The sequence below is a fragment of the Streptomyces sp. NPDC048269 genome (assembly GCF_040652395.1).
Taxonomy (GTDB): Bacteria; Actinomycetota; Actinomycetes; order Streptomycetales; family Streptomycetaceae; genus Streptomyces.
In genome coordinates this window covers 305,109-319,059 of the sequence record NZ_JBEZLW010000005.1, presented here as the reverse complement: position 1 = coordinate 319,059, position 13,951 = coordinate 305,109, and the positions used below count along the sequence as shown (strand labels likewise).

Sequence of the window (13,951 nt, the reverse complement as noted above, 5' to 3'; positions counted from 1 at the left end):
GCCTGCGCCCGGCGCACAACCGTGCCCGGGCCTTCGCTGATTTCCGCCGCCGGGACCTCTCGCCGATCATGGCCGATTCCCTCCCGGCAGGCCTTCTCGACGGCATAGCGTCGATCCCGGACGGATACCCCGCCTCGCGGCGCTACGCCCTTCCTTCCTTCACCTACGTCACGCAATGGCGCGCGACAGGAGCCAGAGGACATGCAGACCAAGCTGGACGAAGCAAAGGCCGAGCTGCTCGCGCGGGCGGCACGGGTAGCTGAGAACAGCCCGGCCGGGGGGCTACTTCCGACTGGGTCCGAGCAGGGGGAGCGTCCCGACCGGGACACAGTGCTCGCATACCTCCAGCGCTACTACCTGCACACCGCCCCCGAAGACCTGCTGGACCGCGACCCGGTCGACGTGTTCGGGGCAGCGCTCTCGCACTACCGGCTCGCGGAGAACCGGCCGCAGGGCACCGCGAGCGTGCGCGTGCACACGCCCACCGTCGAGGAGAACGGCTGGACGTCCAGCCACTCCGTCGTCGAGGTCGTCACGGACGACATGCCGTTCCTCGTGGACTCCGTGACCAACGAGCTGTCCCGCCAGGGCCGCGGCATCCACGTCGTGATCCACCCTCAGGTCGTCGTCCGCCGTGACATCGCCGGCAAGCTGATCGAGATCCTCGGCCCCGACTGCGACGCGCACGGCCCGCTCACCAAGCGCCCCCACGACTCCCTCGTGGAGTCCTGGATCCACGTCGAGATCGACCGCGAGACCGACCGCGCCGACCTCAAGCAGATCAACGGCGACCTGCTGCGCGTCCTGTCCGACGTACGCGAGTCCGTCGAGGACTGGGAGAAGATGCGCGACGCGGCGCTGCGCATCGCCGAAGGCCTGCCCGACGAGCCGACCGCCCCGGACCTGCGCGAGTACGAGCTCGAAGAGGCCCGCGAACTGCTGCGCTGGCTCGCCGACGACCACTTCACCTTCCTCGGCTACCGCGAGTACAACCTCGTCGACGGCGACGCCCTCTCGGCCGTCCCCGGCACCGGCCTCGGCATCCTGCGCTCCGACCCGCACCACAGCGGCAAGGACGACGGCCACCCCGTCTCGCCGTCCTTCAACCGGCTGCCCGCCGACGCCCGCGCCAAGGCCCGCGAGCACCGCCTGCTGGTGCTGACCAAGGCCAACAGCCGCTCCACGGTGCACCGTCCTTCGTACCTCGACTACGTGGGCGTCAAGAAGTTCGACGCCGATGGCAACGTCGTCGGCGAGCGCCGCTTCCTCGGCCTGTTCTCCTCCGCCGCGTACACCGAGTCCGTGCGCCGCGTCCCGGTCGTGCGCCGCAAGGTCGCCGAGGTCCTCGAGCGCGCCGGGTTCGCGCCGTCCAGCCACGACGGCCGCGACCTCCTGCAGATCCTGGAGACCTACCCGCGCGACGAGCTCTTCCAGACGCCCGTCGACCAGCTCCAGTCGATCGTCACCTCGGTGCTCTACCTCCAGGAACGCCGCCGGCTGCGGCTGTACCTGCGTCAGGACGAGTACGGCCGCTACTACTCGGCGCTCGTCTACCTGCCGCGCGACCGGTTCACCACCGGCGTCCGGCTGCGCCTGATGGACATCCTGAAGGAGGAGCTCGACGGCATCAGCGTCGACTTCACCGCCTGGAACACCGAGTCGATCCTCTCCCGCATCCACTTCGTCGTCCGCGTCCCGCAGGGCAAGGAACTGCCCGTCCTGACCGACACCGACGTCGAGCGCATCGAGAGCCGGCTCGTCGACGCCGCCCGCTCCTGGGCCGACGGCTTCGCCGAGGCCCTGGTCGCCGAACTCGGTGAGGAGCGCGCCGCCGAGCTGCTGCGCAAGTACGGCACCTCCTTCCCCGAGGGCTACAAGGCCGACCACTCGCCGCGCGCGGCCGTGGCCGACCTGTGCCACCTGGAGAAGCTCTCCGCCAGCGACCTCCCGTTCGCGCTCTCGCTGTACGAGCCGGTCGGCGCGGCCCCCGGCGAGCGCCGCTTCAAGATCTACCGCACCGGCGAGCAGGTCTCGCTCTCCGCGGTCCTGCCGGTGCTGCAGCGCCTGGGCGTCGAGGTCACCGACGAGCGCCCGTACGAGCTGCGCCGCACCGACCGGGTCAGCGCCTGGATCTACGACTTCGGCCTGCGGATGCCCGCCGTCGGCGCGAACGGCGACTCGTACCTCGGCGACGACGCCCGCGAGCGCTTCCAGGAGGCCTTCGCGGCCGTCTGGAACGGCGAGGCGGAGAACGACAACTTCAACACCCTGGTGCTGAGCGCCGGGCTCACCTGGCGGCAGGCGGTCGTCCTGCGCGCGTACGCCAAGTACCTGCGCCAGGCCGGCTCCACCTTCAGCCAGGACTACATGGAGGACACCCTCCGCAACAACGTCCACACCACCCGGCTGCTGGTCTCGCTGTTCGAGGCCCGGCTGTCGCCCGCGCGGCAGACGGCCGGCACCGAGCTCGTCGACGCCATGCTGGAGGAGCTGGACGGGGCCCTGGACCAGGTCGCCTCGCTCGACGAGGACCGCATCCTGCGGGCCTTCCTCACCCTCATCAAGGCCACCCTGCGCACCAACTTCTTCCAGGAGGCGCGGGGCTTCGAGTGGCACGACTACGTGTCGATGAAGTTCGACCCGCAGGCCATCCCGGACCTGCCGGCACCCCGCCCGGCGTTCGAGATCTGGGTGTACTCGCCGCGCGTCGAGGGCGTGCACCTGCGCTTCGGCAAGGTCGCGCGCGGTGGTCTGCGCTGGTCGGACCGGCGTGAGGACTTCCGTACGGAGATCCTCGGCCTGGTCAAGGCGCAGATGGTGAAGAACACGGTGATCGTGCCGGTCGGCGCCAAGGGCGGCTTCGTCGCCAAGCAGCTCCCGGACCCGTCCGTGGACCGTGACGCCTGGCTCGCCGAGGGCATCGCCTGCTACCGCACCTTCATCTCGGCGCTGCTCGACATCACCGACAACCTGGTGGCCGGCGAGGTCGTCCCGCCGCAGGACGTGGTCCGCCACGACGAGGACGACACGTACCTCGTCGTCGCCGCCGACAAGGGCACCGCGACGTTCTCCGACATCGCCAACGAGGTCGCCGTCTCGTACAACTTCTGGCTCGGCGACGCCTTCGCGTCGGGCGGCTCCGCCGGTTACGACCACAAGGGCATGGGCATCACCGCCCGCGGCGCGTGGGAGTCCGTCAAGCGGCACTTCCGCGAGCTCGGCCACGACACCCAGACCGAGGACTTCACGGTCGTCGGCGTCGGCGACATGTCCGGCGACGTGTTCGGCAACGGCATGCTGCTCTCCGAGCACATCCGGCTGGTCGCGGCCTTCGACCACCGGCACATCTTCATCGACCCGAACCCGGACGCGGCCACCTCGTACGCCGAGCGCCGGCGCCTGTTCGAGCTGCCGCGCTCCTCGTGGGCCGACTACGACACCTCGCTGATCTCGGCGGGCGGCGGCATCCACCCGCGTTCCGCGAAGGCCGTCCCGGTCACCGCGCAGGTCCGCGCGGCCCTCGGCATCGAGGCGACCGTCACCAAGATGACCCCGGCCGAGCTGATGCAGGCGATCCTCAAGGCCCCCGTGGACCTGGTGTGGAACGGCGGCATCGGCACGTACGTCAAGGCCACGGCCGAGACCCACGCCGACGTCGGCGACAAGGCCAACGACGCCATCCGCGTCAACGGCTCCGACGTGCGCGCCAAGGTCATCGGCGAGGGCGGCAACCTGGGTCTGACCCAGCTCGGCCGGATCGAGTTCGCCCGCTCCGGCGCCGGCGGCGAGGGCGGCAAGATCAACACCGACGCCATCGACAACAGCGCCGGTGTGGACACCTCCGACCACGAGGTGAACATCAAGATCCTGCTCAACGCGGTCGTCGCGGACGGCGACATGACCGTCAAGCAGCGCAACAAGCTGCTCGCCGAGATGACCGACGAGGTCGGCAGGCTGGTGCTGCGCAACAACTACGCGCAGAACACGGCGCTCGCCAACGGTGCGGCGCAGGCCCCGAGCCTGCTCCACGCGCAGCAGCGCTTCATGCGCCGCCTGGAGCGCGAAGGACTGCTCAACCGCCAGCTGGAGTTCCTGCCCGCCGACCGGCAGGTCCGTGAGCTGCTGAGCAACGGCAGGGGCCTGACCCAGCCGGAGCTCGCCGTCCTGTTCGCCTACACGAAGATCACGGTGGCGGACGAGCTCATCGCCACCGACCTGCCGGACGACCCGTACCTGCGCCGCCTGCTCTACGCCTACTTCCCGGCCGCCCTGCGCGAGAAGTTCCCCGAGCAGATCGAGGGGCACGCGCTGCGCCGGGAGATCACCACCACGCTCCTGGTCAACGACACCGTCAACACGGGTGGTTCGACGTTCCTGCACCGTCTGCGCGAGGAGACCGGCGCCTCCACGGAGGAGATCGTCCGGGCGCAGCTGGCGGCCCGTGAGATCTTCGGCCTGGCCGAGGTGTGGGACTCGGTCGAGGCACTCGACAACAAGGTCGCGGCCGACGTCCAGACCCGGATCCGGCTGCACTCGCGGCGCCTGGTCGAGCGCGGTACGCGCTGGCTGCTGAACAACCGGCCGCAGCCGCTCCAGATCACCGAGACCATCGACTTCTTCGCGGAGCGGGTCGGTCACGTCTGGGCCGAGCTGCCGAAGCTGGTGCGGGGAGCCGACCTGGAGTGGTACCAGTCGATCATGGACGAGCTGACGGGCGAGGGCGTCCCGGAGGAACTGGCGGCCAAGGTCGCCGGCTTCTCCTCTGCCTTCCCGACGCTCGACGTCGTCGCGATCGCGGACCGCACCGGGGTGGCTCCGCTGGACGTCGCCGAGGTCTACTACGACCTCGCCGACCGTCTGGACATCACCCAGCTCATGGACCGGATCATCGAGCTGCCGCGGGCCGACCGCTGGCAGTCCATGGCCCGCGCCTCCATCCGCGAGGACCTGTTCGCGGCGCACGCCGCCCTGACCGCCGACGTCCTGTCGGTGGGCAACGGCAGCTCGACTCCCGAGGAGCGCTTCCGGGCGTGGGAGGAGAAGAACGCGGCGATCATCGGGCGGGCCCGGACGACGCTGGACGAGATCCGCGGCTCGGACGACTTCGACCTGGCGAACCTGTCGGTGGCGATGCGGACGATGCGCAGCCTGCTGCGCACCCATAGCTGACCGCTGGGTGTACGGAGACGGGCCGGGCCCGGGACCTCGTGGTCCCGGGCCCGGCCCGTTTGCGTGCGGGTGCGGCGCCGTTGCGGGTGCTCTGCTCCCGGGCCCCCGCGCCTCAGACGCTGGCGAGGCTGGGGTTGGTCCGCCGGCGAGGCTGGGATTGCCCCGCCGAGGCTGGGAATGGGGCCGGCGGGTCAGCGGCCCGCGGTGAAGGCCTCGTACGCGTCGCAGACCTCCGCGGAGGGGCCGTCCATGCGCAGGACGCCAGACTCCAGCCAGATCGCGCGGTCGCAGGTCTCGCGGACCGTGTTGATGCCGTGGCTGACGAGGAAGACGGTGCCCGCGCGCTCGCGGAGCTCCTCGATGCGGGCCTGGCTGCGCCGCTGGAAGGCGGCGTCGCCCGTGGCCAGGGCCTCGTCGATCATGAGCACGTCGTGGTCCTTGGCGGCGGCGATGGAGAACCGCAGCCGGGCGCCCATGCCGGAGGAGTACGTACGCATGGGCAGGGAGATGAAGTCGCCCTTCTCGTTGATGCCGGAGAAGTCGACGATGTCCTGGTAGCGCTCCTGGACCTGCTGCCTGGACATGCCCATCGCGAGGCCGCCGAGGATGACGTTGCGCTCCCCGGTCAGGTCGTTCATCAGGGCGGCGTTCACGCCGAGGAGCGAGGGCTGGCCGTGCGAGTAGACCGCGCCGCGGGCCACCGGCTGGAGGCCGGCGATCGCTTTGAGCAGGGTGGACTTGCCCGAGCCGTTGGAGCCGATGAGGCCGATGGCCTCGCCCTTGTACGCGGTGAAGGTGACGCCCTTGACGGCGTGCACCTCGCGGACGCCGGGGGCCGGCTTGCCGGAGAAGATCCGGCTGAGGGCGGCGGTGGCGCCGCCCTTGCGGCCGCCGCCCGCGTGGACCTTGTAGACGACGTGGACCTCGTCCGCGATCACGGTGGGGACGCGGGCCTTCGTTGCGGTGTCAGCCACGGCCGTACTCCTCCTCAGCCTTCCAGAAGTAGATGAATCCGCCGACGCCGGCGAGCAGGGCCCAGCCGGTGGCGATCGCCCACACGTGGTGCGGGAGCGAGTGCGCCTCGAAGCTGTCGATCAGCGCGAACCGCATCAGGTCGATGTAGACGGCCGCCGGGTTGAGCTTGAGCACCATCGACACCCAGTGCGGCAGGTGGTCCGTCCTGAGGATCGAGTCGATGGACCACATGACGCCCGAGGAGTACATCCAGGTGCGCAGGACGAACGGCATCAGCTGGCTGATGTCCGGGCTCTTGCTGCCGATGCGGGCCAGCACCATCGCGCAGCCGGCGGCGAAGCAGGCCATCAGCAGGAGGGTCGGTACGGCAAGGAGCCACGACGGGGCGGGCGTCTGGCCGAAGGCGAGCAGCAGGATGGCCAGGGCGCCCATGGTGACGAGCAGCTGCTGGAAGAGCTGGATGACGGTGGAGAGGGGCAGGCTCGCGCGGGGGAAGTGCAGGGCGCGGACCAGGCCGAGGTTGCTGTGGACGGCGCGGGTCCCGGCGTTGAGGGAGCTGCCGATGAAGTCCCAGACGAAGACGCCGGTGATCAGGAACGGCACGTAGTCGGGCACGTCCTGGCTGGCCCGCATGACGACGCCGAAGATGAAGTAGTAGACCGCCGCGTTGAGCAGCGGGGTCACCAGGTGCCAGACCTGGCCGAGCTTCGCCGTGCTGTACGTGGCCTGCATGCGGGCGGTCGCGTAGGCGGTGACGAAGTGGCGGCGGCCCCAGAGCTCCGCGATGTAGCGGGGGAGCGTGGGGCGGGCGCCGCTGAGGGTCAGGCCGTGGGCGGCGGCCAGCTCCGCGGGGGTCGCGGATGCGGATGCGGTCTTGGTTGCGGTCGCGGTGGTCACGGGGGTCGCTTTCGCCGGGGTCGGGGCGGGTGCGCTGCGCTGGCGACGAGGACGGGACGGGCCCGTATCGTCGCTACGGCGAGGTTAGGGTGCCGCTCGTCGGAACGCAACCGTATCGTCGTGACGCGCGAAGCTATGCTGTGTGCATGACCTCGGAGCCTGCCGCCCCCGCCCCCGCCCGCCGTGCCCCCGCCGGAGCCGCCGTCCTGCGCGAGGACGTGACCGAGGCGATCCGGGAGGCGGTGGTCGAGGAACTGGCCGCGGTCGGCTTCTCCCGGATGTCCATCGAGGGGATCGCGCGGCGGGCGGGGGTCGGGAAGACCGCGGTCTACCGCCGTTGGAAGTCGAAGCTGCACCTGGTCCTTGACCTGGTGGGCGCCTTCGCGGCGGACGGCCTCCCGGTGCCCGAGACCGGATCGCTGTACGGGGACGTACGGGCCCTGTTGGAGGTCATGTCACACGTACTGCGGCATCCGGTGGCCTCGGCTGTGATCCCCGACCTGCTGGTCGAGGCGGCGCGCAATCCGGAGATCGCGGACGCGGTGCGGGGCGCTCTGCTGGACGGGCAGCGGCGCATGGCGGAAGGGATCGTCTCCGGAGCGGTGTCGCGGGGCGAGCTGCCGGAGGGTGTCGACCCGGGGCGGGCGCTCGATCTGGCGATCGGCCCGTTGTACTGGCGGCAGGTGGTCGTCCGTGAAGCCGTTCCCACCGCCTATCTGGACGATCTGGCCCGCTCGGTCGTCGCGGGCCTGCGGGCTTCCTGACCCCTGCGGGCAGCCTTCCCGGGGCTCCGACCCCAGACCCCGCGGCGGAGCCCCCGGCATCGGCGCCGCACTGTTCCCGGCGGAGCCCCGGCGGCGTTACGGCCAGACCGGAGTCAGGGCCGGGGCCGGGGCGGGGGCCGCGGGGGCGGGGCGGCGCTCCTCCAGGGGGACGACCGGCGGGGTCGGGGCGCCGGACTGGCCCAGGAAGACACGGCGTACGACGCGCTCGGCCGCGTGGCCGTCGTCGTACGAGCAGAACCTGGCGCGGAAGGCGGACCGCAGCTGCGCGGAGCGCGAGCCCTGCCAGTGGCCCGTGGCGAAGATGTCCACCAGCTCGTCCTCCGTGCGGGCGATCGCCCCCGGCGGGCAGGAGCGCAGGTCGAAGTAGGTGCCGCGGGCGGCTTCGTACGCCTCCCAGTCATCCGCGTGGATCACGATCGGCCGGTCCAGCGCCGCGTAGTCGAACATCAGGGACGAGTAGTCCGTCACCAACGCGTCCGAGGCCAGGCAGAGTTCCTCCACCGAGGGATGGGAGGAGACGTCGATCAGCCGGGGGTGCGGGTCGAGCCCGGCCGCCGGGGAGTCCGCGTACGTCAGGTGCGTGCGGACCAGCAGCGTGAACCGCGGCCCGAGATCGCGCAGCACCCGCTCGAAGTCCAGGTGGTCCGGCCGGCTGCGCCGGTAGTCGCGGTGCGTGGGCGCGTACAGGACCGCCGTCGTGCCCGGCGCGATGCCGAGCCGTTCGCGGAGGTCCAGGACGTCCGCCTGGGTGGCACGGTGGAAGGCGTCGTTGCGCGGGTAGCCGTACTCCAGCGTCGTGTACGAGGACGGGACGGCCCTCTCCCAGACCAGGGTGGAGTGCCGGTTCGCGGAGAGCAGGTAGTCCCACTGGTCGGCGCCCCGCAGCAGGCCCGCGAAGTCCGTGGTCGGCGTGGCCGCCGGGCGGTCCTGGAGGTCGAGGCCGACCCGCTTGAGCGGGGTCCCGTGCTGGGTCTGGACCAGGATCTGGCCCGGACGCTTGACCAGGCCCCGCTCGAAGTTGACGTTCGTGACCAGGTACGTGGCCCTGGCGAGGGCGGTCCAGTACGCCGCCGAGCCCGGGCGCAGCGCCGCCGTCTCCCGGGGCAGGGTCGCCGCGTGCGCCGGGTCGCAGATCCACGCCGTCCGCATCCGGGGCGCCAGCTCCCGCAGCTTCGCCTCGATCGCCGCCGGGTTGCAGGCATAACCGCCGTGCCAGTACGCGGAGAAGACCGCCAGCTCGGAGCGGAGGGGAAGGAGGCGCTGGATCCGGTAGTGGAGGCGCAGCGCGGTCTCGCGCAGCCCCCGCGAGAGGGCCGAGCCGCCGCGCCCCGCCGTCAGCGCGGCCGAGCGCACGACCGACAGGAGCCGGTACGTGCGCCGGGTCCCCAGCCGCATCAGGGTGTGCCGGACCCGGTCGGTCCGGGACAGGGACAGCGGCAGCGCGCCCGCGCCGCCCGGCGCCCGGTAGCGGCGCAGCAGCGCGGAGGCCCGGCGGAAGAACTCGGACCGGCTGCCGCGCGGGAGCCGGCGCGGATCGGCGTACAGGGCGCAGAAGTGTTCGGCCATCCGCCGGTGCACGGTGGGGCGCCAGCGCTCCAGCTCGGGGCGCCCCGCGAGGTAGCCGAAGACCCGGTCGTACTGGTCGAAGATGTCGAGGTGGCGGCGGCTGGAGGTGGTCAGGATCGATCCGGTCCGCCGCTGGCGGTAGTGCACGCAGACCCGGTCCAGGACGGCGACCGACTCCGCGGCCAGCAGCGCCGGGTAGGTCCAGGGGGTGTCCTCGTAGAAGCCGGGCGGGAAGGCGAAGCCCTCGCGCTCCACGTACTCGCGCCGGTACGCCTTGTTCCACACCACCATCAGCATGCCGAGCAGCGTCGGTCGGTCGGCGAGGCGGAAGCTGGCCGGGCCCTCCTCGGAGAGCCGGTGGGAGAGGCGGTTGCGCACGAGGCCGCCGGTCCAGAAGGTGCGCGCGTAGTCGTAGACCAGGACGTCGGGGGAGCCGGTGGCCTTCAGCCGGTCGGTGATGGCCTGCAGGGCGCCGGGGGCCAGGGTGTCGTCGCCGTCGAGGAAGACCAGGTAGTCGCCGGTGGCCCGGGCGAGGCCCGCGTTGCGGGCCGGGCCCAGCCCGAGGTTGTGCGCCAGGTGCACCGCGGTGACCCGGGGGTCCCGGGCCGCGTACTCGTCGATGATCGATCCGCAGGCGTCCGGGGAGGCGTCGTCGACCGCGATCAGTTCCAGATCCGGGTACGACTGCGTCAGGACCGAGTCCAGACTCTCCTGGAGGTACGCCTGGACCTTGTACGCGGGCACGATGACGCTGAACCGGGGCACGGCACATCCAGGGGTCGGCGGGCGGGCATATTGCCCAGCAACCCCCGGCGTGGCGATCGGGTTACGCAGCGTGTGGCATTCGAGTTACGCAGCGTCAACACCGCATGTCACCCGGGGCGCGCCGACCGGAGGCATCACTTGATCGCGCCCGCCATCACCCCCGAGACGAACTGCCGCTGGAAGGCGAAGAAGACGACGAGCGGCACCACCATCGACAGGAACGCCCCGGGCGCCAGCACGTCGATGTTGTTCCCGAACTGCCGTACCTGCTGCTGGAGCGCGACCGTCACCGGCGGGTTCGCCGAGTCCGCGAAGACCAGTGCGACCAGCATGTCGTTCCACACCCACAGGAACTGGAAGATGCCGAGCGACGCGATCGCCGGGCCGCCCAGCGGCAGCACCACCCGTGCGAACAGCCGCAGTTCGCCCGCGCCGTCGAGGCGGGCCGCCTCCAGCAGCTCGCGCGGGATCTCCGCGAAGAAGTTCCGCAGCAGGAACACGGCGAAGGGCAGCCCGAAGGCGGTGTGGAACAGCACCACGCCCGCGGTGGTCTCGAACAGCCCGATGACACCGAAGAGTTCGGAGACCGGGATCAGCGCCACCTGAACGGGGACGACCAGCAGCCCGACGACGACCAGGAAGAGCCAGTCCCGGCCCGGGAACTCCAGCCAGGCGAAGGCGTATCCGGCGAACGCACCCAGCACGAGGACGAGCAGGGTCGCCGGGACGGCGATCGCGACCGTGCTCAGCAGCGAGCCGGTGATCGTGTCGTTGGCCAGCAGCCGCTCGTAATTGCCGGCCGTCAGCCGCGACGGCGCGGACAGCACCTGCCACCAGCCGCCCTTGTTGAGGTCGGTGGGGGAGAGGAAGGAGGAGATCAGCAGACCGAGGGTGGGCAGCAGCCAGAACAGCGCGGCCGCGACCAGGAAGACGCGTAACAGGCCGCTCGCGGCGAGCTTTGCGTAAGCGGCCCGGCCCGCCGTCCGCCGCCCGGCCGTCCCCCGGCCGGCGGAGGGCGCGGCTCCCGCCGGTATCGCCACCGCCGGTTCGGCCACCGCCATCGGTTCCGGCGTCCGGTCGGAACCGCTCATCGGGACCCCTCCTTGCGCAGCCTACGGATGTTCACCAGCATCACCGGGACCACCAGCACCAGAAGGAGGACGGCGATCGCGCTGCCCAGGCCCGGATCGGCGTCCGTGCCGAAGGAGGTCCGGTACAGCTGGAGCGCGAGCACGTTCGCGTCGTCCTGCACCGCTCCCGGCGCGATCACGAAGACCAGGTCGAAGATCTTCATGACGTTGATGACGAGGGTGACGAGCACGACCGCCAGGACGGGCGCCAGCAGCGGGACGGTGATCCGGCGGAACACCTGCCACTCGTTCGCCCCGTCCACCCGCGCCGCCTCCAGCAGCTCCCGCGGTACGGCGGCCAGTCCGGCCCCGATCAGCACCATCGCGAACCCGGCCCACATCCACACGTACGCCCCGATGACCGCCGGGGTCACGAGCGTCGGGCCGAGCCACTGGACTCCCCCGTACGCCTCCTGGAAGTTCACCGCCGGCAGGCGCAGCCGCGCCCCGTCGGCCTTCGCGGACAGGGTGAAGGTGCCGTCGGCGCGGGCCGTCGCCCTGTCGACCACCTTGCCGTCCTTGACCGCCTCGATCCGCATCCCGGCGAAGGCCTGCTCCGTGGGGTCGACCGCGTTCGTACGGCCGCCCCCGCCGCGGGTGAAGTCCTGCCAGGCCGTCCCGGTGACCTTGCCGGGCTCGGCGGGAGCCGCCTCGGCCGTACGGGTTCCCTCGGGCAGCGCCTCCGGGGCCACACCGACCAGCGGGAGGAGCACCGGGGTGCCCGCCCGCACGGGATCACGGGTCACGAAGGCGCCCCCGCCGGCGTCCGCCAGCGGGGAATCCCGGCCCGGGCGGGCCTTGGGGAAGGCCGAGGACTCCGCGAAGGTGTCGTGGACCCCGACCCAGAGCGCGTTCGCCACGCCCCGGTCGGGGTCGTGGTCGTAGACGAGGCGGAAGATGATGCCCGCCGCCAGCATCGAGATCGCCATCGGCATGAAGACCAGCAGCTTGAACGCCGTTCCCCAGCGGACCCGTTCGGTGAGCACCGCGAAGATCAGGCCGAGGGCGGTCGCCGTGGTGGGGGCGAGCACCACCCACAGCGCCGTGTTCTGCAGGGCGGTGCGGATCGTGTGGTCGCTCAGGATCTCCCGGTAGTTGTCGCCGCCGACGAAGGCGGACCCGGAGCGGTCGAAGAAGCTGCGGTAGACCGAGTAGCCGATCGGGTGCACGACCAGCGCCCCCAGCAGCACCAGGGCCGGCAGGAGGAACGCCGCCGCGACCAGGCGGCGGCGCCTGGCCTCGGCGTCGCGGGCGGTGCTCTTCGCGGTTTTGGTGACCGTGGCCGTCACCGGACTAGTTCCCGTAGGCCTTGGCCGCGTCCGCCTCCAGTTTCGCCTGGGCACCCGCCACGTCCGAAGGGTTCGCCAGGAAGTCCTGGAGCGCTTTCCACTCACCCGCGCCCGGCGTCCCGCCGAAGGCCGCCGGAGCCTGGTCCGACATGTCGAAGCGGAAGTCGTCGCCCGCCGCGATCAGTGCCTTCGCGATGCCCCGCTGGATGTCGTTGGGGTAGGCGGCCGGATCGACCCCCTTGTTCGGGGAGACGAAACCGCCCTCGCGGGCCTGGATCTCCGCCGCGTCCGGCGAGGCCAGGAACGTCAGCAGCGCCTGCGCGCCCTTCGACGGCTTCAGCGCGACCGCCACGTCACCGCCCGACACCACCGGCGCCTTCCCCCCGACCGCCGGGAACGGGAAGACGAGGGCGTCCGTGCCCACCTTCGCCTCGGTCTGCGCGATGTTCACCGCCACGAAGTCGCCCTCGAAGACCATCGCGGCCGCCGGCCGGTCGCCGCCCGTGAAGGTCTGCGTCACCGACTTCGGGAACTCGGTGGACAGGGCCCCGCTCGCCCCGCCCGCCAGGAAGTCCTTGCGCCCGAACAGCTCGCCCAGCGTGGTCAGCGCCTGCTTGACGCTGTCGTCCGTCCACTTGATCTGATGCTTGGCCAGCTGGTCGTACTTCTGCGGGCCGGCCTGGGAGAGGTAGACGTTCTCGAACCAGTCCGTGAGGGTCCAGCCGTCCGCGCCCGCCACCGAGACCGCCGGCGTACCGGAGGCGGACAGCGTGTCGGCCGCGGTGATCAGCTCCTTCCAGGTCGTCGGGGGCTTCACGCCCGCTGCCTCGAAGGCCTTCGCGTTGTACCAGATCAGCGACTTGTTGGCAGCCTTGTAGTACACGCCGTACTGGGTGCCGTCGACGGCGCCGAGCGTCTTCCAGCCCGCCGAGTAGTTCTTGTCGAGCTGCGCCTGGGTCTCCGGGCCCACCGGTTGCGCCCACTTGTTCTGCACCGCGGACACCAGCGCCCCGACCTGCGGGAGCAGCGCCACGTCCGGCGGGGCACCGCCGGCGATCTTCGAACCGAGGAAGGTGACGATCGGGTCCTGGGCCGGGACGAAGGTGACGGAGGCGCCGGTCCGCTTCTCGAACTCCTTGAGGACCTTGGTGAAGTTCTCCTGCTCCGGCCCCGTCCAGACGGCGGCGACCGAGAGCTTCTCACCCGTCAGTTGAGGTAATTCGACCTTCGGCCCGGCCGAGGTCCCGCCCTGTGGCGGATCCGCCTTCGCGTCCGGGTCGCCCCCGCACGCGGTGAGCGCGAGCGCGCCCGCCGCGGCCAGGACCGCCCAGCGGTAAGTCGTACGGCTGGTTCCGTGCTTGCGCATGGTTCTGCC

At 71.4% G+C, this 13,951-nt stretch carries 8 protein-coding genes; 2 read left to right on the top strand and 6 right to left on the bottom strand.

Going from position 1 to position 13,951, the window contains the following annotated elements; translation table 11 throughout:
- Positions 1-201 precede the first annotated feature (201 nt).
- Positions 202-5,169 (top strand): NAD-glutamate dehydrogenase, encoded by a 4,968-nt coding sequence (locus AB0D48_RS08635; RefSeq protein WP_362392229.1) that lies wholly within the window; start codon positions 202-204, stop codon positions 5,167-5,169.
- A 191-nt stretch (positions 5,170-5,360) separates the two neighbouring features.
- On the opposite strand, the gene AB0D48_RS08630 is transcribed toward AB0D48_RS08635, so the two are convergent.
- Both AB0D48_RS08630 and AB0D48_RS08625 read right to left on the bottom strand, forming a co-directional pair.
- Complete coding sequence (locus tag AB0D48_RS08630; protein ID WP_362392226.1) at positions 5,361-6,143, bottom strand: ABC transporter ATP-binding protein; 783 nt, start codon at positions 6,141-6,143, stop codon at positions 5,361-5,363.
- Entirely contained in the window at positions 6,136-7,041 is a 906-nt protein-coding gene (locus AB0D48_RS08625; protein ID WP_362392223.1) for an ABC transporter permease, read from the bottom strand. Before AB0D48_RS08625 ends, AB0D48_RS08630 begins: the two co-directional genes overlap by 8 nt.
- Before the next feature lie 146 nt (positions 7,042-7,187).
- On the opposite strand from AB0D48_RS08625, the gene AB0D48_RS08620 reads away from it, so the two are divergent.
- Complete coding sequence (locus tag AB0D48_RS08620) at positions 7,188-7,805, top strand: TetR/AcrR family transcriptional regulator (RefSeq protein WP_362392220.1); 618 nt, start codon at positions 7,188-7,190, stop codon at positions 7,803-7,805.
- 96 nt (positions 7,806-7,901) lie between these two features.
- Here the strand turns inward: AB0D48_RS08620 and AB0D48_RS08615 are convergent, their stop codons facing one another.
- From AB0D48_RS08615 to AB0D48_RS08600, 4 genes are all read right to left on the bottom strand, one after another.
- Positions 7,902-10,157: a bifunctional glycosyltransferase family 2 protein/CDP-glycerol:glycerophosphate glycerophosphotransferase gene (locus AB0D48_RS08615; RefSeq protein WP_362392217.1), complete on the bottom strand. Its 2,256-nt coding sequence runs from the start codon at positions 10,155-10,157 to the stop codon at positions 7,902-7,904.
- Between the two features lie 134 nt (positions 10,158-10,291).
- Entirely contained in the window at positions 10,292-11,248 is a 957-nt protein-coding gene (locus AB0D48_RS08610; protein WP_362392214.1) for a carbohydrate ABC transporter permease, read from the bottom strand.
- Positions 11,245-12,576: a sugar ABC transporter permease gene (locus tag AB0D48_RS08605; RefSeq protein WP_362392211.1), complete on the bottom strand. Its 1,332-nt coding sequence runs from the start codon at positions 12,574-12,576 to the stop codon at positions 11,245-11,247. The genes AB0D48_RS08610 and AB0D48_RS08605 overlap by 4 nt, the downstream gene beginning before the upstream one ends.
- Positions 12,577-12,580: 4 nt before the next feature.
- Positions 12,581-13,942, bottom strand: a complete 1,362-nt coding sequence (locus AB0D48_RS08600) for an ABC transporter substrate-binding protein (protein ID WP_362392208.1) — start codon at positions 13,940-13,942, stop codon at positions 12,581-12,583.
- Positions 13,943-13,951: the final 9 nt, after the last annotated feature.

What these genes read in the sequence shown, in the direction of transcription:
- AB0D48_RS08635 (WP_362392229.1), top strand. Translation starts at nt 202, where the DNA reads ATGCAGACCAAGCTGGACGAAGCAAAGGCCGAGCTGCTCGCGCGGGCG.
- AB0D48_RS08620 (WP_362392220.1), top strand. Translation starts at nt 7,188, where the DNA reads ATGACCTCGGAGCCTGCCGCCCCCGCCCCCGCCCGCCGTGCCCCCGCC.
- AB0D48_RS08610 (WP_362392214.1), bottom strand. Translation starts at nt 11,248, where the DNA reads ATGAGCGGTTCCGACCGGACGCCGGAACCGATGGCGGTGGCCGAACCG.
- AB0D48_RS08600 (WP_362392208.1), bottom strand. Translation starts at nt 13,942, where the DNA reads ATGCGCAAGCACGGAACCAGCCGTACGACTTACCGCTGGGCGGTCCTG.